Here is a 19,968-nt window from a genome sequence, read left to right as displayed (position 1 = left end):
CGCACCCGGCCGAGGCTATGTAGAGCATCGCATTGACCACCTCGCGCATATCCGTCGTGCGAGGGCGACCGCCCCGTTTCGCAGGGGGCACAAATGGCACGATCAAAGCCCATTCCCCGTCCATCATATCCGATGGATATCGCAGTCCTTCCCGGCTATGTTCACGTCGGGCAATACCAGTCCATGTCACCATTCACTCCATCTCTTCGTAAAGACGGATGAATCACAACAGGCTGGTATTGTTCAAAAACTTTCGGATCAGGCTCTATGGCGTCGTTGTAGAAGGCATCATCAGTAAATATCAGTTCACAATCGCAATGCATCAAGCCAGATTCCACCGCGGAAAACAGAATCCAATATTCCTACGTTTATTATAACGCACGACAATGACGCCCAGGACTGATTTTGGCTGAGGTATACTTCTTTCAGACGTCTTGCACAACGATGAGGCTGAAGAAGCTTGCATGGTCAGTAAAGTTTTCCTAGGGCTTCACATGAATGATGATGCCGCAGGGCGTATAGCAGCCAGACCATTCGTCACAAGGCAACATGCGTATAGGATTTTCCCTACGCCTGCAACACAAGCGAATATGCAGTCTGAAACGAAAATGAGCGGTACATCAAAAGATGCTTGACCAAAAAATCTGACCGACCCCAGCGTGCCAAACACAGTAATCTGCATTGAAAGGCAGCCACCCGATAATATGAAGAATGGAGGTAACGCGTAGGCTTGCCCAAAAAAAGGCTGTGACATATAGGAATGACGCGATTATCGACGGGGATAACATGAAATATTTGAAAAAATCATGCGGTATAAATTACATATTTATACTGTGCATGATAATGTATTTAGGTGATACTCTTTTTTGGGAGCACTTACCCGTAAAAATAAAAGAAAACTGTTTATCACTTACCTTTAATAGCATGATGGATCATATGCTTCATGGAAGTTTTGATGTTGATCCAGAGACTGTTGGGCAAGAGGGATTTCTTCGTAATGGCCATGTTTATGCCTATTGGGGAATATTTCCGGCCTTGTTGCGCCTACCAGTAATTTTCCTGCCACATGGCCTTCACATAGATATCACACGCCTGTCATGTGCCATTGCAGCTATTCTCATGTTCTGTATTAACTTACGGAGTATTAGCTATATTACTACACGCACCGCATCGACCGCATCATGGGTCAGAAGCCTCCTTTTCGTAGCGGTGGCATTCACTGGTGTGCAGATATGCTTCCTCTGTCCGTCTCTTTATCAGGAAGTATGCCTATGGGCGCTAGTTTTCGGCATGATGTTCGTTTATTGGGCTCTGCATTCTTGCCTAGATCCAGAAGAAGCTCCGAAAGCACTTATCTGGATGTCTGCGGCCTCTGTGGGTGCGCTTCTAACACGCGTCTCTATGGGGATCGGAACTTATGGTGCCGAGACTCTCCTAGGTCTACTAGTTTTATGGCGCTGCTGGCGCAACACATTAGGCGCACCGCAGGCGACGGTCCGTAAATGGTTGTATCAATGCGCCGTCGCAATCATCATCCTTATTGTAGGCATCCTGCTCGCTGCAGGAATCAATTTCGAACGATGGGGCAATCCCCTTACGTTCGCGAATTATAATCTTTATCTTTTTAACGAACAATATCCCGACCGTCTTATAAGAACGGAACATTACGGTCTCTTCAATATCCAGCGCATTCCTCTTGGCCTAATCTATTTCTTTTTTCCGCTATGGTTCATTCGAAATGGGGATCATCTGTTTTTCCAGGACGCGTTTACGCGCCTGATAGATGCGGCCGAACTGCCACCAAGCAGTTTCTTTCTTACAGATGGTGTCTTTCTTCTTTTAGGCTGGATTTTTGTATCGTCGCTGATGAAGCGAGCACTACAGCCTCGATCCATGATGGTTCGAACATCCTCTCTTGCAATCATTGTGGGGCTATCCGTGCCTGCCATACTGATGCTCATGGCGATCAGCATGAATTACCGTTATCGGGCTGAATTTTATCCCCTAATCATCTTCATGGGCTTTATGGGAGCCCACAGTATTTCCTTGAACAATGGCTGCGATAGAAAATGGCTCAAGCCGCTGTGCTGGGGGCTCGTTGCCATCGGCATTCTCACCTCTCACGTCGTATTGATTCTCTATGATGTCAGCGAACTTGGCCCAGCCACGCGCTTTCTTACAAACGGAGTTGTAAGTTATTATCGATCCAAATTTTGTATTTAACGTGAATAAAACCTCTCGCAGACACTATGGCTTTCCACTCGTGTCTGCGGGATATATTTTTTTATTCCAAAATCACTTCATAAATAACGTCCCCGCCTTCTGTCCTGACGGGGAACATCTGTCGTCCCCGTCGGGACAGACTTCATTGTATCGTGCATGATCAGGTCATGGCGCCCCCCTGCGAAATGCGTCGGGCAGGCCACTTCATCATCACGATAAAGACATCGCAGATCTGACAACGGAAATATGAGCGACCTCCCGCATGGGGCGTGGCATGTCAGCCTGCCGTGCCACCACCTGATGCTGTTGGAAGAGATGTCTTTCTGCGCTTCAGCATATGGTGGGCAATCATCTGCCCGAACTGGATCAGCACCTTGCGGCCCATCTTGCTTTCCCCTTCATGACGCGACCGGAAAACAAAGGGCAGTTCAATCACACGTGGAGCGGTCTTCTGCACCATCAGCAGATCAAGCAGGATCTTGAACCCCGTACCCGACAGGTCGCTCACCGATCTGACAAACAGATCACGCCGCACGGCGAAAAAACCGCTCATCGGGTCGCTCACCTTCACGGGCAGGCATAGCTGCGCGATCCGGATGCCCGCATTGGACAGGAACAGCCGCCACCAGTTGGCCAGGCCACTATTGTCGCCACCTTCCACATGCCGGCTGCCGATCGCCACATCGTACCCCTGGTTCCGGATGGCATCGAACATCTGGCCCAGCAGCCGCTCGTCATGCTGCATGTCGCCATCCATCACCGCCACAACCGGCGCCGATGACGACAGGATTCCCTCGATCACGGCGGAAGACAGGCCACGACGGCCCACCCGCAGGATGCCACGCACCCGGCTGTCAGCCTGCGCCAGCCGCCAGACTTCATCTATGGTGCCGTCAGGCGATGCATCGTCAACGAATATCAGTTCCCAATCGAGATGCACCAGCGCCTGCTCCACCGCGTGAAACAGGGGCTCGACATTTCCGCGTTCATTATAGCACGGGATGATGACGCTAAGGACCGGCCCCGGTCGGGATATACCTTTTTCATGCGACTCAGACTGCGAGGGGACTGAAGAAGCTTGCATGGTCGGTAAAAATTCCTAGGGCTTTACATGGATGGCGATGCGGCAGGACGTACCGCAGGCAGACCCCCCATTACAAGAGGTCATGCGTAAAGGATTTCCCCTACGGCTGCAATATAAGCGGATATGCAGCCTGAAACAGAAACAGGCCGGTTACCAAAAGGCAACCGGCCTGCAAACCTGGTCGGAGTGAGAGGATTCGAACCTCCGGCCCCTGCGTCCCGAACACAGTGCTCTACCAGGCTGAGCTACACTCCGTTGCAGGCGGCTATACAGGGCTGCTGCATTTTAGGCAAGGGGATAGATGAAAGATTTACAGCGTGGTGACCCTGTCGCGTGCATCTGCCTGCACCGACAGGGCAGCCAGCGCCGTCATCAGTGTCGCCACATCGGGCACCACCTCAAACAGGTTCCGCGCGGAAGGGGAGGCAAACCCATCCGCGATGCAGCTGTCCACCATGGCCAGCAGCGGATCGGCCCACCCCGCCACATTGACGATATAGATCGGCTTGTCATGCTGGCGCAGCTGCCGCCACGTCATGATCTCGATCGTCTCGTCAAAGGTGCCCAGTCCCCCCGGCATCACCACAAAGGCATCGGACTGCGCGAACATGCGCGCCTTGCGATCATGCATGCTGTCGGTCACGGTCAGGTCGGTGACACCTTCATGCATGATCTCACGCGAATGCAGAAAGGCGGGAATGACCCCCGTCACCGCCCCGCCCGCAGCCAGCACGGCGTCCGCCACGGTCCCCATCAGGCCAACATGCCCCCCACCATAGACCAGCCGGAGCCCGGCCCGCCCCAGCGCGGTGCCCAGCGCGCGGGACTGCGCCGCATATTCCGGCCGGGAACCGAAACGCGATCCACAAAAAACAGCAACGGATGAAATCTGCATCTATCCAGCTCAGCTCCCCACAGGATTATCGTTTTCCCACGCCTGTCAGCGTGGCAGGAATCTCAACATAATGGTTACACCCACACCCGCCAGCGTAAACAGGGCCGACACCAGAAACAGCGCGCCATAACCCATGGTCTGGATCACCAGCCCCAGCAGGGGGCCCGACAGGCCCACGGCAATATCAAGGAACACGGAAAATGCCCCCAGCGCGGCCCCCCGGTTTTCCGGCCCGACACGCGCCACCGCCAGCACGCCCATGGCGGGGAACACCAGCGAGAACCCCGCCCCGGTCAGCGCCGCCCCCAGCGCCGCCCCGCTGATCGAGGAACACCGCCACAGCACGACCAGCCCCAGCGTTTCCACCAGCAGCGAGATGAACGTGACCACCAGTCCACCCCGGCGGTCAATCTGCCGGGCGAACAGGAACCGCATGAGCACGAACGCCAGGCCGAATCCGGTCAGCGCCGTCGCGGCCCCGTTCCAGTGGTTATGGGCGTAGAACAGGGCAAGGCAGGCCGAAATCGTCCCGAACCCCACGGACCCGCATGCCAGAACCGCCCCATGCGGCAGGACACGACGGAACACGGCATGGAACGGCATTGGCGGTGCCTTGCTGGGCACGGGCGGCACCGGGGCGTACTGCCGCGCCAGCAGGAAACCGAACAGGGTCAGCCCCGCCGAGAGCATGCCAACCACCGTCAGTCCGCCATATGGCAGCGGCAGGCCCGACAGAAGCTGACCGATTGGCGCGCCCAGCGCGATGCCGCCATACGACGTCACCCCGTTCCATGAAATGACCTGCGCGGTGCGCGCGGCACCCACCCGTCCGATATTCCACATGATGGCGCCAGTCGCGGTCCAGCTTTCTCCTATTCCCAGAAAAATACGGCTGGCGATCAGCAGGATGATGGACAGGGCCGCGAAATGCAGCAGTACGCCCGACAGCATCAGCGCCAGTCCCGACAGGGTACAGACCGCAAGACCGGTCACCACCGTGGGCTTGGCCCCACGACGGTCCGCCTGCCGCCCTGCCCCCGCGCGGGAGGCAAAGGTGGCAAGGTACTGCACGGATACCGCCAACCCCGCCAGCACCGTGTTATATCCCAGCACCTGGTGCACAAAAACCGGAATGACCGCCATCGGCAGGCCAATATCGATGTAACAGAGGAGGTTGAACAGCACGACGGGAAGTATCCGCCGTGTAGGAGACCCCGATACAGCCTGCGGCCCGGTCATGATACGCATAAACTCCGTAAATAAAAAACAAACGCCCAGATCAAACGCGGATACCAGCAATACGGCCAACCCCACAAAATCATTGTGGAGCCGAGGCACCATAGGGCTTATGGGAAAACGTGAAAAAACCAACCCATGACTATTCGTTCCCGCATGACAGCCCTGTGCGGGATGCATGCAGGCGTGATCAGGAAGGATGCAGGACCCCATGACGCAATCCCCCACCCCGGACGCAGGTGGCTATACAACCGTTTCCACCCGCACCGCCTATGAAAATCCATGGACCCGCGTGCGCGAAGACATCATCATCCGCCCAAATGGCAAAAAGGGGCTGTACGGCGTGGTGGAACGGGGGGATTTCGTCGTGGTCCTGCCCCTGTGGGACGGACCGGATGGCCCACGCGTCACCCTGATCCGCCAGTACCGCTATCCCATCGGCAAACGGATGTGGGAACTGCCCATGGGCATGTGGGAACACCGTCCCGACGCCACGCCCGAAGACGTGGCGCGCGGCGAACTGCGCGAGGAAACCGGCCTGCTTGCCGAGCATATGCGCGAAGCCGGCCTGCTGTATCAGGGTGCTGGATACACCACCCAGAAAGGTCGCGCCTATCTGGCCACCGGCCTGCGGCAGGGCCCGCACCAGCGTGAGGAAACGGAAGAGGACATTACCTGCCACGTCGTCACGCTGAAGGAGATGGAAGCCATGATCGTGGACGGGCGGATCACCTGCATGGTCACAATCGCGGCATTTGGCCTGATCCGCGCGCGCGGCTGGATCTGACCGGGCCGGGACTCGCTGTTCGGGCGCCAACCCCGGGACGTTCTGTTCCGGGAGAGAAGATGAAGGCCGCCGGGCAGTCCCCGATCGTCGCGGCGGCTCCGGGTTCAGATTGCATGCTGTCCGCACGAGATGCCGGGGAAACAGCCCTTTTTGAACAATACGACTGCAGCCCGATGGGCTTTGGGAAGGCACATCATCCGCCAGACGGGTTTGATCGGCCAGCCATTGCGTAAGGGCCGCAGAAATCCGCTCAGATCTCCAGCATCCCCACCGGATGAAACGGTTACATGGGCCCCTGCATGGACCCTACCTTGGCAGGGCACTTTCCCCTGAAGACCGTTCCGGACCACAAAAACGATCCCGTGCGGTTCAGCAGGTCAACGGATCCTGCGCATGGCCACGGCGCAGCGGGGGCAGGTAACGCTCCAGCTTGACACGCAGCGGCATGAGATAGGTATTGCCGCCCGCCTGCGCCACCGTCTCCATCATCTGCCGTGCAAAAGCGATGTTGGCGTCCAGCGTCGGCTCGAAATCATGGGGGAAAATGACGTGGTTCGTCGTTTCCCAGTATGAGCGTGACTTCGGGCCAATCACGGGGGAAATACCCCAGAACACATTTTCCCCATGAAGCCAGTTCATGCACAGGTCCAGCATGCGCATGTCAAAAATGGGCTGGGTAAAGAAACCGGCAGCACCGGCTTCCTTCTTGCGGGCTATGGCCTCCATTTCCTTGTACGGCGCACGGCGGTACGGATCGAAAGCGGCATAGACCGTCAGATGCGGCGCTTCACGCCGGTACCGGGCAATCATGCTCTCGCTGGTATTGGGATAGGTGCGGTGCTTCAGGTCCGATGGCGGATCCCCCTTCACCACCAGCACTTCCTTCAGGTCCGGGTCATCCGCACCCGGTAGCGGCGCGTCGGGCGCGATGTCGATGGCGCGGATATGGGGCACCACACGGGGGAAAATTGGACGGACCAGGGCCGCCGCCTCCCAGCTTCGGATGGAAAAACGCAGGAGGTCGGGAATATTGAGCATCTGCGCATCGGGAAACAGCCGGCGGACATCCTCGGCATCGCGTAGCAGCGTTTCCTGGTCGCGCGGAATCAGTTCAACGGATGTCAGCGTCATGTGTTTTCTCCTGAACGCGCCTTGCCCTCCACCAGCATGCGGGCCGCATCAAGGGTGTTGCGCAGCAGGCAGGCGATTGTCATGGGCCCGACCCCGCCGGGTACAGGCGTAATCAGGCCCGCGCGCCTGACGGCTTCATCAAACTTCACATCCCCGACCAGCCGCGTCTTGCCATTAGGCAGCGTCACGCGGGATATCCCGACATCGATCACTGTCGCACCAGGCTTGATCCAGTCGCCACGCACCAGTTCGCGCACGCCTGTCGCCACCACAACGATATCCGCCTGCCGGGCAAGGGATGCGGTATCGCGTGTATCGATATGGGCCACGGTCACCGTGCAGCCTTCACGCAGCAGCAGTTCCGCCATGGGGCGGCCCACCAGATTAGATGCCCCGATCACCAGCGCATCCCTGCCACGCATGTCACCCACGTAATGACGCAGCAGCAGCAGGCAACCCAGGGGCGTGCACGGCACGATACCCGGCAGCCCCAGCGCCAGTCGGCCGGCATTGACCACGCCCAGCCCGTCCACATCCTTTTCGGGAATGATCGCATTGGTCACCGCAACCGGGTCCAGCCCCGCCGGCAGCGGCAGCTGCACAAGGATACCATGGATTTCAGGATCAACATTCAGCCGTTCGATCAGGCCCAGCAGTTCCTTCTGCGATGTCGTGGCAGGCAGCATGTGCATGAATGAGCGCATACCCGCGCGATGGGTCTGCAGCGCCTTGTTGCGCACATAGACCTCACTGGCCGGATCATTGCCCACCAGCACCACCGCAAGGCCGGGGGTGACGTGATACCGGTCATAGAAAGCGCTGACATCGGTCGCGATATCCTGCGTCATGCGGGCCGCGAAGCCCTTGCCGTCAATCAGGCGCGCGGCAGGGTGTTCCTGTGCATCGGATACTGCTGGACCGGTCATCATCCCTCCGGAAACGAACATGGCGATGCCAGCAGATAAGGCAAGAAACCATGGTGCGACAATCATCCCCCGCCAGTTTTCTGGCCCATACCGTAAAAAAACCGGCTTTTTCCCGTCCGGATGCAAAAAAGGCCGGGGCATTCCTGCCCCGGCCCCTGCCATCCGGTAATGGAAATGGCTTACTGGTCGTCTTCCTCGCTGCTGGTCGTATCCGAATCATCGCTGTTGGGGCTGACGGCCACAAAAACACTCTGCCCATTGCGCACGACCCGCAGCAGGACGGAATGGTTGGCCTGCAGTGCCTGCCGGATGGCGGACACCGTGGCGCGCGGGTTTTCAACCGGCACCTCACCCACGGACTGGATGACGTCGCCCGCATGGATCCCGGCCTGTTCGGCAGCGGAACCGGGCTGCACGTCACTGACCACCACGCCACGCACGTTTTCCTCCAGCCCGAGCTGCTGGCGCATGTCAGGCGTCAACGGCGCAAGTGTTACGCCCAGCTTGGGTCCCTTGTCCGCATCGTGGGAGGTATCGCCCACCGTGCCATCAGCCGTGCCACCCTTGCCAAGGCTGGAAATCTGGACACTGGCGGTCTGCGGCTTGTTGTTGCGCAGGTACGCAATCGTCGCCTTGGTGCCCGGCACGATGGTCGCTACCTTGACCGCAAGCGTATGCGGCGTGTCGATGGGCTGGCCATTCAGCGCGGTGACGACATCCCCCGCCTTCAGCCCCGCCTTTTCAGCCGGGCTGCCGGCACTGACGCTGGCTACCAGCGCACCCGTCGCCGGCGCACCAGAGGGCGATGGCTTCATGCCCAGCGCACTGGCCATGGACGGCGTGATCGCCTGCGCCGTCACCCCCAGATACCCACGGGTGACGTGACCGGTCTTTTCAAGCTGGTCCACAATATTCTTCACGGTATCGGACGGGATGGCGAAGCCAATCCCGATCGACCCGCCAGAAGGCGACAGGATGGCGGTATTCACCCCCACCACCTTGCCATCCTGCGTGAACAGCGGGCCGCCGGAATTGCCGCGATTGATCGGGGCATCGACCTGAATGAAGGAATCATAGGGGCCATCGCCAATGTCACGCCCGCGGGCCGAGACGATACCGGCCGTCACCGTGCCGCCAAGGCCATACGGGTTGCCCACGGCCACAACCCATTCACCCGGTTCGACCTTGTCCGAATCCCCCAGTTCGATAAAGCGCAGCTTGCCCGATGGCGAGACCTTGAGCAGCGCGATATCCGTCTTGGAGTCGCGCCCCACGATCTTGGCAGGCAGCGCCGTGCCATCATCCAGCGTCACGGTAACCTTGGTCGCCCCCTTCACCACATGGTTGTTGGTCACGACATATCCGTCGGGCGAAATGATAAAGCCTGATCCACGGGCCTCAACGGTATGATGGGGCTGCTGCGGCATCATCTGGAAGGGAAAGGGGAACGGAAAACCGCCGGGCATGCCACCCGGGCCACCATCCTCGCCCGTATCGGCATCCTTGATCCGCGCCGTGATGGAGACAACGGCAGGTTTGACCTGCTTGACCAGGTTCACGAAATTCGGAAGCTGCTGGATCTGGGTGTCAGGATGGATGACCCCGCTATCTTCCGCCCGCGCCAGAGGAGCCGAGAGCAGGCAGCCCCCCGCTACGGTGCTGGCGACGAGTGTAGCCAGCATCCGGTTCCGGAACCGGCGGGGGGAAAGGGTGTTCGACCGCAATACGTCTGACATGGCATCCCTGAACATGGTTGTCCTGCTGAAATCTCAAAACGACGGACGGGACCGACCGCCGGGGCTTACAGTCCCATTGCCTGCATTGTGCCGCAAGACAGCCGACCCGTGTTATACCGTTGCATGACAAATAGGTTAGGCGCGCAGCCGCTGGAAAAACTCCCGCAGCAGCCGTCCCGCCTCGCGCTCGCGCACGCCGCCCACGATTTCGGGGCGATGCAGGCAGCGTGGCTGTGCAAACAGGCGTGGGCCATGTTCAACCCCGCCCCCTTTCGGGTCATAGGCCCCGAACACGATCCGGCCGACCCGGAAATGCGTGGCCGCGGCGGCGCACATCGGGCATGGTTCAAGCGTGACATACATCGTGCAGTCAGCAAGACGCAGCCCCCCGCGCTGCACACTTGCCGTCCGCATGACCTGCATTTCCGCATGGGCGGAGGGATCGCCCCATTCTTCCACCCGGTTGCCCGCGCGCGCCAGCAGCAGCCCGTCCGGCCCCGACAGGGCGGCACCCACCGGAACCTCCCCACGCCGGGCCGCGGCACGGGCTTCCTCCATCGCGATATCCATGAAATGCCCCGGCAGGGGACGTGAACGTGTCATGCGCATCCGGTCGCGGTCCCCTTCAGTCCCGATATGTCCGCCGTCGTCCATTTTTTTGTGGATCGGCACAACTCCCACCTGACAATATCGTTTCACATAGGTGGCAGTAGGGGCGGATTCTCCCTACTGTCCTTCTGGCAGACCGCAACTGGCCCATCCCATCCCGGGTCATGCAACCACCCGGGGCATGGGTGACCTTTATGGGAGTAAGGTGATGCATACGCTCACGCTTGTTCTTGCCACCGCTGCCATTGTAGCGGGGATGGCCGCCTCGGACGATCTGCGCCACAGGACCACGCAGGCAGGCGAACCCTGTGTCCTGACCTGCATGCTGCGCACGGACCAACGCTGACAGTTCCCCGGCCCATGCCAGACCACACCCCGGCATGGGCCGTCCTTCATTTCCCCGCCGGGCCGCGCATGACCATGCCATGGTCACCTTCCGGGCTGGCCGCAGGGATCTGCGCGCGCCTTACGCCCGACCGGTTGCCGCGATGGCGGCCGAGTTCACGGTCGTCTCTTCATACCCGTCCTCCGCAGATGCGGGCAGCGGCATGGGCAATTCGTTGACCGTGACGATCCGCCACCCCTCCGGCAGGCGCTCGATCACGCTCAGCGCCAGGTTCTGCACGGAAAAATGCAACGCCGTTTCCGCATGGATACGCAGGGCATGCGCCAGGGCGGCGCGAATGGCCCCGCCATGGCTGACCACGACCATGTCCTGCCCCGCATGTTCCGCCGCCAGACGGTCCAGGCACGCGCCAACCCGGGCACAGACCTGCACCATGCTTTCCCCCTCCGGCGGCAGTTCGGTGGCACTGACGGACCAGAACGGGTGCGCGGGCAGGCTCAGCCTTTCGGGCAGGGTATCGTGGGTGATGCCGTGCCATTCTCCCATGGACTGTTCAGTCAGGTCCGGCTCAACCTGCCATTCATGCGGGCCATAGCCCGCCTGCTGGATGGCGCGCGCCGTCTGCTGCGTGCGTGACAGTGGCGAGGTGAACCACAATGCCGGATGCGGCAGGCGACGGGCCAGTGCTTCATACATCCAACGCTGGGCCACAAGGCTGTCGGGGCACAGGGGCACGTCCATCGCGCCATACAGCCGCATGCGGGCGTTCTGTTCCACCAGTGCGTGGCGGATCAGCCAGAATCGGGTCACCCCCCTCTGCAACTGGGGAGTATCAAGAAAATTGCTGTGGTTTTTCTGTATGGTCACGCTGGACATCCATTGAACGGGAAAGTCGTGAAAACTCAGGCTGGCAGGATGGCGCGCGCCTGCCAGCCATGAGGCAGATAGGTCTGTACCGGCGCGGCCATGCTCAGCCGCGACCAGTGCCGCAGGATCAGATTGATCTTGTCCACGATCCGTCCCACGTTACGCACTTCACGGCGCAGGCGTTCGGTCGGATCCATGCCTTCATGCGACGGCTCCCCCGCCACAAGCCGGGCACCTGCGGAAATACGCAATGCCCCCGCGACCATACCGGGCAGGCCGGGATGCGCCAGCGGCACGGGCTGGCCCACATGACACAGCAGGCAAGCAAGGGCCACGTCGGGATCATCGGGCGGGATAAGGCCCGACAGGTCGGTGTTGAGCCACGCATAAAGCCGCCGCGCATCCGGCAGCGCCAGCGGACGGAAGCCTTCCCCGTCACAGCCGGGCGCACGCACGAAAAAACACATGATGGTCGGCAGGGTGTCCCACGCCCCTTCCATCGGCACGCGTTCTGGCCGGACAGGCGGCAGGAGTTCCAGAGCGGGTTCCGCCATGATGCGGGCCGAAACCGCAGACAGGAAACCACGTAGCCGGTCATGGACCGTCGCACGGGGAATGCGGCTGAACGCGGCCATTTCCGCCAGTGCCGCGCACCAGCGCAGGATCAGCCCGATGTTATGCCCCGCAGGCAGACCGGCTACCGCCCCGCCCCGCGGCCAGGCATGCCGATAGCTGTAATCCTCCAGCCCCACGGGCACGGGACGGGGACCATCCAGCCTGCGGCGCACACCCACGGGCAGGAGCAGGGCCCCGCAGAACGGCGGCCCGGTAAAGAACTTGGACCCCGTGACCATGACCATCCAGCCCCTGTCCAGATAGTCGCGGACCCGCATCGGGTCCAGCCGGGCCTGACAGGCATCCACCACCACGTCCGGGCCATCCCCCATCCCGTCCATTGGTGCACAGGCCTGTTCCAGCGCCGGAAGCCCCGGCGCCAGCAGCCCGGTCTTGGACAGGTCGAGCCGGTGCAGCAGCACATGCCGCCCCGCAGCACGCATTTCATGGGTAAGGCGGCAGGTTTCGGCATCCACGTCCGCGACCGGGCGGACATGTCCCTCCGCATCGCGCATCGGCACGTTCACCACCAGCGTATCGATGGGGAATCCCGCAATCGGCGCCCCCCGCGTCACACCGTGGCCAAGGGCGGTATCATTGGCGAAATGGCACCCCATGGCGGCCAGCGGCACGCCGCTGCCGGTTTCCTCGGGCGCAAGCACGATATTGCTGAGGGGTCGCCCGCCCGGTGCAAGGGATGCAAGGGCCAGCGCATACAGTTCGCAATCCGTGCCGGAGGGGGCCAGCACGACCCCTTCCCCCGCCACGAGGCCGAAATGCGCTGCGATATCGGCCTGTATGTCCGTATCCAGCGCGCAGGCCGCCTCTTCCCCGCGCCCATGCAGTGCACCGGCCAGCAGGGACAGTCGCGCTGTCTCCGCCCCCGCGAACCCCCGTTCGGACAGCGATGACGCCGTGGATGAGGCAAAGGTAATGGCCCATGGCCGGGGCCGGTGCGAACAGCCGTAATGGTTCAGGCCCGTTGCCGGGTCCACTGCCAGGCGGGCATCGCCGCCCGTGGCCATCAGGTTCTCGGTCGGTCCCAGTATGGGCCACAGGCCACGTAACGCGTCATGCAGCGCGGCAAACCGGTCGGTGCCGACGTGTCGCGGCACATCAGGCTGAAGCGGGGCAAGGGCCTGCCATATCTGCTGCAGGGCAGATGGCGGGGGTACCTGTGCCTGCGCCATCTGTGGTACCCATGTCGCGGGCGCATCTGCATCCGACCGCCCGGTATCAAGGTACCAGAACAGGGCCGCCGTGCGCGCGGCACAGAAAGCGGCGCACAGCGCCCTGTGCGGCACGATTTCCAGCAGGGGGGCAAGTTCCAGTGCATGGCGCAGGAAAAAGGCCGTTTCCTCCTGCTGTCCCTGCGCTGGCAGCCCCAGCACGATGGCGCCCGTGGGCTGGACACGGAATGGCAGGTCCAGCGCCGGGTCCAGCGCGATCTGCCGCTCGCCCGCAATCACGCGCAGATCCGGCCGTTCCAGAACGCGCAGCAGTTCCTGCGTCAATGTGTGGGCGAACACCGTGCTGCTTCCTTTTCCACATTGTCAGGCGGCGCGGTCCAGCCAGCCTGTTCCATGATACGGCGCATATGCTCCGGTGGCATGGCCGTGGCGTGCACGGGCACATCCAGGGGTAAATGGATGCTCCGGCTCATAAGGTGTAGCGTCCCCGCGTCCCGGGCGCCATAGCGCGTATCCCCGCGTATGGGACACCCGATCGCAGCGCAATGCGCACGCGCCTGATGGGTCCGCCCGGTTTCCAGTACCAGTTCCAGCCAGCTTATGGGCTGGCCTGCGCCGTCATGCCCCGTTCCCAGCACGCGCCAGCGCGTCCGGGCTGGCTGACCGCCGGTTTTCACGGGCTGCATCCGCCACTGCCTGTCGTGTTCCACCCGCGCAAGCGGGACATCGATCACCCCCTGCGCCGCATCGGGCGCGCCCTGCACGATGGCCCAGTAGGTCTTGCGCGCTTTCCCTGCAGCCAGACACGCCTGCACCGCCACCAGCGCCTGCTTGCGCAGGGCAACCACAAGACAGCCCGATGTATCCCGGTCCAGCCGGTGGGCCAGCCACGGGCCATTGCGATGCCGCGACAGGGCAGGAAACCAGTCCTCGACGCTTTGTCCCCCACCCCTGCCCGGATGGACCGGCAGGCCGGGCGGCTTGTCCAGCACGACCAGCCGGTTGTCACGGTACAGGACCGTAAACGGCAGGGTGGCGGAGGGCTGTTCCACCGCACGGGACATGGCGTGGGGTTTCATTCGTCTTCCGTCGGGCGGCGCATCAGGACTTCGCGGCGACCGACATGATTGGCCTCGCTGACCAGCCCTTCCTTTTCCATCTGTTCGATGATCTTGGCGGCACGATTATAGCCGATCGACAGATGGCGCTGGATGAAGGATGTGGACGCCTTGCCTTCGCGTGCCACGACCTCGACCGCCTGCGCGAACAGGCCATCTTCCTCCCCGCCGCCGGCAGGTGCGGCGAAGGGTTTGCCGGAACTGTCCTCTTCCTGCGGGGAAATGACGTCATCATCATAAATCGGCTCACCCTGCGTGCGCAGGAAGGCGACGACGGCCTCCACTTCATTGTCGTCCACGAACGGGCCATGCACGCGCGTGATCCGGCCACCGGCCTGCATGAACAGCATGTCACCACGCCCCAGTAGCTGTTCGGCCCCCTGCTCGCCCAGGATGGTGCGGCTGTCGAACTTGCTTATGACCTGAAAGGAAATACGCGTCGGAAAGTTCGCCTTGATGGTGCCGGTAATCACATCCACCGACGGGCGCTGGGTGGCAAGGATCAGGTGGATGCCCGCAGCACGCGCCTTCTGCGCCAGACGCTGCAGCAGGGCCTCGATTTCCTTACCCGCCACGATCATGAGGTCGGCCATCTCGTCCACCACGATCACGAGATATGGCAGGGAATCGAGGGCAAGCTGCTGTTCTTCAAACGTAGGCTTGCCGGTTTCGGGGTCATAACCGGTCTGTACGCGCCGGGTCACGATCTCACCACGCGCCCGCGCTTCGGCCACGCGTTCGTTGTAGCTTGCGATGTTACGCACCTGCAGGTGCGCCATGGCCCGATACCGGCGATCCATTTCGCGCACGGCCCATTTGAGCGCCGCAACCGCCTTGGCCGGTTCCGTGACCACTGGCGTCATGAGGTGGGGTATCCCCTCATAGATCGAAAGTTCGAGGATCTTGGGATCGATCAGGATCAGGCGGCACTGTTCGGGCGAAAGACGGTACAGCAGCGACAGGATCATGGAATTCACGCCCACCGACTTGCCCGACCCGGTGGTGCCCGCGATCAGCAGGTGCGGCATGGCGGCGAGGTCGCTGTAAACGGACTCGCCCGCAATATCCTTGCCCAGCGCCAGGTTCAGGCGCGCACGCGAATGCGCCCATTGCGGATCCATGAGCAGTTCGGAGAAATAGACCGTCTCACGCCGTGTATTGGGCACCTCGATCCCGATCACGTTACGACCCGGCACGGTGGCGATACGCACGCTGAGCACCGACAGGGAACGCGCCACGTCATCCGCCAGACCAATCACGCGCGCGGCACGGATGCCGGGAGCAGGCTGGAGTTCATACAGCGTGACCACCGGACCCGCGTGATAGGCGACGATTTCACCCTGCACCCCATATTCCGACAGCACGGTAACAAGCTGCGTGGCATTGGCGTGCAGCAGTTCCTCGGTCGGCTTGGTCGCTTCAGCAGATGGTGGGGGCTTGAGCAGCGACAGCGGCGGAAACTGCCATTCCGGCTGCGGCGGAGGCGTATAGGCGTCTTCCGTCAGGGCCACGGGCGTTGCGGGGGCATAATCCGGGCCGCCCGTCGCCGGTTCTTCCGCTGCACGGTTTGTGCCCGAAAAAAAGCGCGACAGCAGGTTCGGGCGCGCAGGCTCCTTGGCAGCAGCCGGCAGGTCATCGGGGAGCGACGGAATGATGGGTGTCGTCTCCTGCCCCTCGGTCTCCTCATGCCATGGCAGCCGGTCCGATGCCGGCGTGGACCCGCCCGTAAGCAGGGGCTGGGTAATTTCCTCGTCCATGCCCGGCGGGTGCATCCAACTGGTCTGCAGCGAAACCTGCGCGGGTTTGCCCCCGTCCGCCTTGCGGCTGCCCAGCGCTGCGGGACGAACGACCGTTTCCGGTTTTTTGACCGGTGCGGGCATGGACTTAGGCACGGCAGCTACAGCCGTCTTGGGATCGGTTACCGGCATGATGCCCGTGCCGGGCATGGAGGGCTGTCCCGTGGACACGTCCGGGTCCGCCTGCATCACGCGGCTGCCCGTATCCGCAAGCGGTGTCTGGAAAGGCGAGGCCTCAGCCGTGTCATGCCTTACGCCGGAAGCCGGGGACGCCGTGGGTCTGGCCCGCTGCGACATGTCGGGATACGGGACCGTGTCCGGCATATCCCGCGCCTGCGCCCTGTCCCCCGTTACGCGCCGCAACCAGATGGCCAGCACCATGGGCTGGCGCAGCAGGACCCGGATCCCCCGGCCAATGCCCCGCCATTCGGACAGGGACAGCGCAAGGGCCAGCAGCAGCAGCAGCCCGCCGAGCACCAGCCCCAGCAGCCAGACGACAAGCGGCCCCCCTCGCCCCACGAACACGGTGGCCGCCTGAATGGACATATGCGCCACCGACAGGCCGACAGCCCCGCCCGGTCCCGCCTGCGTGGGCCACAACGGGGCATGAAGCGCTGGCAGCAGCAACGGCACGGCAGCAATGTCAGCCGCGATGACCGGCAGCCCGCAGACCAGCGCGATGAAACGCAGCAACGCCGATGTCAGCCCGTGGTGCCGGATCAGCCGCCATCCCCATGCCAGCAGGCAGAAAATGGCCAGCACGTCCACAATCCCGAAATTCTGGAGCATGAAATCGGCAATATACGCGCCCGGCCGCCCAAGCAGGTTGGCCGGGGGCTGGGCGCTGGACGTATTGGCTGATGGATCGCGTGGATCATAACTCCACAACGCAATGGCGAAACACAGCGCCAGACTCCACAACCCCAGCCCCCCCGCTTCGGTCAACCGGTCGCGCAGACGCGACCGTACCGGGCCGGAGGACAGCGAGTCAGGGACAAAACGGCTGAAAATCGCCAAAAATCCATATCCTGATCATAAGTCCCGGCATGGGGGTGCCAGCAGGGACCAAACGCACAAGGGAAACAGCCAGTACACTACACTCCATGCCTGTCATTTCCGTCAAACGATCCAACTATAACCCCGTCCGCCCCATAGACAGAAGGCCGCTGGCAAAAATACGGCAATCAATCATGCCGCGTCATCCGCGCCATGCCGCCACGCATACAGGCATGCGGCCCCATGCCTGCGTTCCAGCAGCAGCCGGTCGGCAGGCACAGGCGCGGGTTCTGCCGCAGCCGTTTCCACCACCACCAGCGTTGCAGGGTGCAGCCAGCCCCCACGGTCCAGCACCGCCAGCGCCCGTGCAGGCAGGGCCTGGTTATAGGGTGGGTCAAGGAAAACCATGTCCACCGGCGCTGCCGCCCCACGTGGTGACAGGCGCAGCATGTCCTGTGCGCGGATTATGGCGCGATCCCCCATGCCACAGGTCGCGACATTTTCACGCAGGGTCCGCAGGGCGGCACGATCGCGTTCCACGAACACGGCGCTGGCGGCCCCACGGGACAGGGCTTCCAGCCCCAGCGCACCCGTGCCCGCGAATCCATCCATGACACGCGCGCCACGCATGGTGTCCGCCCCCGCCCATGGCGCATGAGCCAGCGTATCAAACAGCGCCTGCCGCACACGGTCCGCCGTGGGGCGCGTGGTCTGTCCCGGCGGCGCGCGCAGGGTACGCCCACGACAGTCACCCGCAATAATCCGCATTACGCCCTGCGCTGTGACGTGGCGGACGGAAGCCCGGGCACCTGTTCACGAATGACCTTGCCAGTGACTTCTTCCAGTTCGCCGCGCTTGAGGGTGCCAAGCTGGAAAGGACCATAAGACGTGCGGATCAGGCGGCTGACATGCAGGTTCAGTCCCCGCATGACCTTGCGGACCTCGCGATTCTTGCCCTCACGCAAGGACACGGTCAGCCACGCATTGTCTCCCTTTACCGAATCCAGATGTGCCTCGATCGGGCCATAGCGCACGCCCTCGAATTCACTGCCATGGGCAAGGGAGGCCAGCATCCGTTCGTCCACCACCCCGAACACACGCACGCGGTACCGGCGTATCCAGCCATTGCTGGGCAGTTCCAGCCTGCGGGCCAGTTCGCCATCATTGGTCAGAAGCAGCAGTCCCTCACTGTTGAGGTCCAGCCGCCCCACGCTTATGACGCGCGGCATGCCCGGTGGCAGGGACTCGAACACGGTCGAACGCCCTTCGGGATCGCGATGGGTTGTCACCAGGCCATCGGGCTTGTGATAGCGCCACAACCGCGTGCGGTCAGGCGCGCTGACCACGGTGTTGTCCACCTGAACGATATCGCCCGTATCCACGAACGTGGCCGGATGGGTGACGACCGCGCTGTTCAGCCTGATCCGTCCTTCGGCAATCATGCGTTCGGCATCGCGGCGGCTGGCCACGCCCGAACGGGCCAGCCATTTGGCGATACGGTCGCCCCGTTCCGGTGCGTTGGATGGGGAATTGTCCTGTGTCATGTTCGTATCTGCCTCGCAGCGTCGATCAACCCTTCGAACAGGAGACGGTCCCCTGCCGATATGCCAAATTCCGGATGCCACTGCACCCCGATGCAAAATGGATGGCCAGGCAGTTCAATGGCCTCGACAACCCCATCAGGCGCTGTAGCACAGATCACCGCACGCCCTGCATCCGCGACCGCCTGATGATGGGACGAATTCACCGCCAGCCGCCCGCCCCCCACCAGGCGCGCCAGATGCGTGCCTGCGATCACATCCACCATATGCCCGGCCTCATCACGCGGATTGGGCTGTTCATGCGCAAGGGCCGTGGGATAGGTGTCGGGAATATGCTGCACCAGCTTTCCCCCCAGCACCACAGCCAGAAGCTGCATGCCGCCACATATACCCAGAACGGGCAGCCCACGCGCCATGGCGGCACGGACAAGGGCCGTTTCCGCTATCGTCCGCCGTGGCTTGGTCTGCACGCTGGCATGCTGGTCCGATGCGCCGTACAGATCGGGCGGCACGTCAAACGCGCCCCCCGTGACCACCAGACCATCCAGCCGCGCGACCATGGCCGCCGCCTGCTGCGCATCATGCCCCAGGGCAACCGGCAGCCCACCGCACGCAGCAATCATATCCATGTAATTCTGCCGGATCGCGTACCACGGGAATCGGGAATAACCGTCCCGGTCATCCGTTGCGGGTGGTTCGCTGTCCAGAGTGACCCCGATCAGGGGGAAATGGGGTTTCATCCCGCCTGCCTAACGGAATATCCAGCCAAAAGGAATGGAGATGCCACGCTGTTCCCTTCCCTGATTGCCTGACAGAGTCGAAATGCTGGAGCCCCCCACGGAACAGAATACAAAAAATCCCCACCGGGCATG

General features: G+C 61.9%; 18 protein-coding genes and 1 tRNA gene. 3 read left to right on the top strand and 16 right to left on the bottom strand.

Annotation, left to right across the window (positions count from 1 at the left end; translation table 11 throughout):
* On the bottom strand, nucleotides 1-193 hold a 193-nt coding region (locus CFR80_RS04505), incomplete at its 3' end, for a transposase (RefSeq protein WP_146221606.1).
* Between the two features lie 593 nt (nucleotides 194-786).
* On the opposite strand from CFR80_RS04505, the gene CFR80_RS04500 reads away from it, so the two are divergent.
* Nucleotides 787-2,223: a hypothetical protein gene (locus tag CFR80_RS04500; protein ID WP_042658792.1), complete on the top strand. Its 1,437-nt coding sequence runs from the start codon at nucleotides 787-789 to the stop codon at nucleotides 2,221-2,223.
* Nucleotides 2,224-2,500: 277 nt separating this feature from the next.
* Here CFR80_RS04500 and CFR80_RS04495 read toward each other — a convergent pair whose 3' ends face one another.
* The 4 genes from CFR80_RS04495 to CFR80_RS04480 all read right to left on the bottom strand — a co-directional run bounded on the left by CFR80_RS04495 (nucleotide 2,501) and on the right by CFR80_RS04480 (nucleotide 5,450).
* Nucleotides 2,501-3,307 carry a polyprenol monophosphomannose synthase gene (locus CFR80_RS04495; RefSeq protein ID WP_110507115.1) on the bottom strand — a complete coding sequence of 269 codons (807 nt, stop codon included), beginning with the start codon at nucleotides 3,305-3,307 and terminating at the stop codon, nucleotides 2,501-2,503.
* 178 nt (nucleotides 3,308-3,485) lie between these two features.
* Nucleotides 3,486-3,562: transfer RNA gene (locus tag CFR80_RS04490), tRNA-Pro, on the bottom strand.
* Nucleotides 3,563-3,617: 55 nt separating this feature from the next.
* Nucleotides 3,618-4,202: an LOG family protein gene (locus CFR80_RS04485; protein ID WP_010513587.1), complete on the bottom strand. Its 585-nt coding sequence runs from the start codon at nucleotides 4,200-4,202 to the stop codon at nucleotides 3,618-3,620.
* A 45-nt stretch (nucleotides 4,203-4,247) separates the two neighbouring features.
* On the bottom strand, nucleotides 4,248-5,450 hold the full coding sequence (locus CFR80_RS04480; protein WP_048856128.1) for an MFS transporter: 1,203 nt from the start codon (nucleotides 5,448-5,450) through the stop codon (nucleotides 4,248-4,250).
* 199 nt (nucleotides 5,451-5,649) lie between these two features.
* On the opposite strand from CFR80_RS04480, the gene CFR80_RS04475 reads away from it, so the two are divergent.
* Nucleotides 5,650-6,225 (top strand): NUDIX domain-containing protein, encoded by a 576-nt coding sequence (locus tag CFR80_RS04475; RefSeq protein ID WP_010513589.1) that lies wholly within the window; start codon nucleotides 5,650-5,652, stop codon nucleotides 6,223-6,225.
* Between the two features lie 369 nt (nucleotides 6,226-6,594).
* On the opposite strand, the gene CFR80_RS04470 is transcribed toward CFR80_RS04475, so the two are convergent.
* From CFR80_RS04470 to CFR80_RS04455, 4 genes are all read right to left on the bottom strand, one after another.
* On the bottom strand, nucleotides 6,595-7,356 hold the full coding sequence (locus tag CFR80_RS04470; RefSeq protein WP_010513590.1) for a methylenetetrahydrofolate reductase: 762 nt from the start codon (nucleotides 7,354-7,356) through the stop codon (nucleotides 6,595-6,597).
* A complete protein-coding gene (gene folD, locus CFR80_RS04465; RefSeq protein WP_029329327.1) occupies nucleotides 7,353-8,282 on the bottom strand; it encodes a bifunctional methylenetetrahydrofolate dehydrogenase/methenyltetrahydrofolate cyclohydrolase FolD in 930 nt (309 codons plus the stop codon). Before folD ends, CFR80_RS04470 begins: the two co-directional genes overlap by 4 nt.
* Nucleotides 8,283-8,461: 179 nt before the next feature.
* Nucleotides 8,462-10,033, bottom strand: coding sequence for a Do family serine endopeptidase (locus CFR80_RS04460; protein WP_010513592.1), 1,572 nt, complete (start codon nucleotides 10,031-10,033; stop codon nucleotides 8,462-8,464).
* Nucleotides 10,034-10,153: 120 nt separating this feature from the next.
* Nucleotides 10,154-10,627 carry a nucleoside deaminase gene (locus tag CFR80_RS04455; RefSeq protein ID WP_082071119.1) on the bottom strand — a complete coding sequence of 158 codons (474 nt, stop codon included), beginning with the start codon at nucleotides 10,625-10,627 and terminating at the stop codon, nucleotides 10,154-10,156.
* Nucleotides 10,628-10,835: 208 nt separating this feature from the next.
* On the opposite strand from CFR80_RS04455, the gene CFR80_RS19735 reads away from it, so the two are divergent.
* Entirely contained in the window at nucleotides 10,836-10,973 is a 138-nt protein-coding gene (locus CFR80_RS19735) for a hypothetical protein (RefSeq protein ID WP_232275600.1), read from the top strand.
* Between the two features lie 120 nt (nucleotides 10,974-11,093).
* Here CFR80_RS19735 and CFR80_RS04445 read toward each other — a convergent pair whose 3' ends face one another.
* The 7 genes from CFR80_RS04445 to CFR80_RS04415 all read right to left on the bottom strand — a co-directional run bounded on the left by CFR80_RS04445 (nucleotide 11,094) and on the right by CFR80_RS04415 (nucleotide 19,836).
* The gene (locus tag CFR80_RS04445; RefSeq protein WP_042658794.1) at nucleotides 11,094-11,840 is read right to left on the bottom strand and encodes a histidine phosphatase family protein; all 747 of its coding nucleotides are present in this window, start codon (nucleotides 11,838-11,840) and stop codon (nucleotides 11,094-11,096) included.
* Between the two features lie 35 nt (nucleotides 11,841-11,875).
* Complete coding sequence (locus CFR80_RS04440) at nucleotides 11,876-13,984, bottom strand: hypothetical protein (RefSeq protein WP_010513596.1); 2,109 nt, start codon at nucleotides 13,982-13,984, stop codon at nucleotides 11,876-11,878.
* Nucleotides 13,966-14,724, bottom strand: a complete 759-nt coding sequence (locus tag CFR80_RS04435; protein WP_010513597.1) for an RluA family pseudouridine synthase — start codon at nucleotides 14,722-14,724, stop codon at nucleotides 13,966-13,968. Before CFR80_RS04435 ends, CFR80_RS04440 begins: the two co-directional genes overlap by 19 nt.
* Complete coding sequence (locus CFR80_RS04430; protein ID WP_010513598.1) at nucleotides 14,721-17,576, bottom strand: DNA translocase FtsK; 2,856 nt, start codon at nucleotides 17,574-17,576, stop codon at nucleotides 14,721-14,723. The genes CFR80_RS04435 and CFR80_RS04430 overlap by 4 nt, the downstream gene beginning before the upstream one ends.
* Nucleotides 17,577-17,747: 171 nt before the next feature.
* Nucleotides 17,748-18,323, bottom strand: coding sequence for a 16S rRNA (guanine(966)-N(2))-methyltransferase RsmD (rsmD, locus tag CFR80_RS04425; RefSeq protein ID WP_010513599.1), 576 nt, complete (start codon nucleotides 18,321-18,323; stop codon nucleotides 17,748-17,750).
* A complete protein-coding gene (locus CFR80_RS04420; RefSeq protein WP_010513600.1) occupies nucleotides 18,323-19,099 on the bottom strand; it encodes a pseudouridine synthase in 777 nt (258 codons plus the stop codon). Before CFR80_RS04420 ends, rsmD begins: the two co-directional genes overlap by 1 nt.
* Complete coding sequence (locus CFR80_RS04415; protein WP_010513601.1) at nucleotides 19,096-19,836, bottom strand: gamma-glutamyl-gamma-aminobutyrate hydrolase family protein; 741 nt, start codon at nucleotides 19,834-19,836, stop codon at nucleotides 19,096-19,098. Before CFR80_RS04415 ends, CFR80_RS04420 begins: the two co-directional genes overlap by 4 nt.
* Nucleotides 19,837-19,968 lie beyond the last annotated feature (132 nt).

Source organism: Komagataeibacter oboediens (assembly GCF_003207815.1).
GTDB classification, from domain to species: Bacteria; Pseudomonadota; Alphaproteobacteria; order Acetobacterales; family Acetobacteraceae; genus Komagataeibacter; species Komagataeibacter oboediens.
The sequence above is the reverse complement of the archived record's forward strand: the minus strand, read 5'-3'. Positions and strand labels throughout refer to the sequence as shown.

Bases quoted from the DNA above. Each gene is read 5' to 3' on its own strand.
- CFR80_RS04500 (WP_042658792.1), top strand. From the start codon at position 787: ATGAAATATTTGAAAAAATCATGCGGTATAAATTACATATTTATACTG.
- CFR80_RS04495 (WP_110507115.1), bottom strand. From the start codon at position 3,307: ATGCAAGCTTCTTCAGTCCCCTCGCAGTCTGAGTCGCATGAAAAAGGT.
- CFR80_RS04485 (WP_010513587.1), bottom strand. From the start codon at position 4,202: ATGCAGATTTCATCCGTTGCTGTTTTTTGTGGATCGCGTTTCGGTTCC.
- CFR80_RS04480 (WP_048856128.1), bottom strand. From the start codon at position 5,450: ATGCGTATCATGACCGGGCCGCAGGCTGTATCGGGGTCTCCTACACGG.
- CFR80_RS04475 (WP_010513589.1), top strand. From the start codon at position 5,650: ATGACGCAATCCCCCACCCCGGACGCAGGTGGCTATACAACCGTTTCC.
- CFR80_RS04470 (WP_010513590.1), bottom strand. From the start codon at position 7,356: ATGACGCTGACATCCGTTGAACTGATTCCGCGCGACCAGGAAACGCTG.
- folD (WP_029329327.1), bottom strand. From the start codon at position 8,282: ATGACCGGTCCAGCAGTATCCGATGCACAGGAACACCCTGCCGCGCGC.
- CFR80_RS04460 (WP_010513592.1), bottom strand. From the start codon at position 10,033: ATGTTCAGGGATGCCATGTCAGACGTATTGCGGTCGAACACCCTTTCC.
- CFR80_RS04455 (WP_082071119.1), bottom strand. From the start codon at position 10,627: ATGCGCATGACACGTTCACGTCCCCTGCCGGGGCATTTCATGGATATC.
- CFR80_RS19735 (WP_232275600.1), top strand. From the start codon at position 10,836: ATGCATACGCTCACGCTTGTTCTTGCCACCGCTGCCATTGTAGCGGGG.
- CFR80_RS04435 (WP_010513597.1), bottom strand. From the start codon at position 14,724: ATGAAACCCCACGCCATGTCCCGTGCGGTGGAACAGCCCTCCGCCACC.
- rsmD (WP_010513599.1), bottom strand. From the start codon at position 18,323: ATGCGGATTATTGCGGGTGACTGTCGTGGGCGTACCCTGCGCGCGCCG.
- CFR80_RS04420 (WP_010513600.1), bottom strand. From the start codon at position 19,099: ATGACACAGGACAATTCCCCATCCAACGCACCGGAACGGGGCGACCGT.
- CFR80_RS04415 (WP_010513601.1), bottom strand. From the start codon at position 19,836: ATGAAACCCCATTTCCCCCTGATCGGGGTCACTCTGGACAGCGAACCA.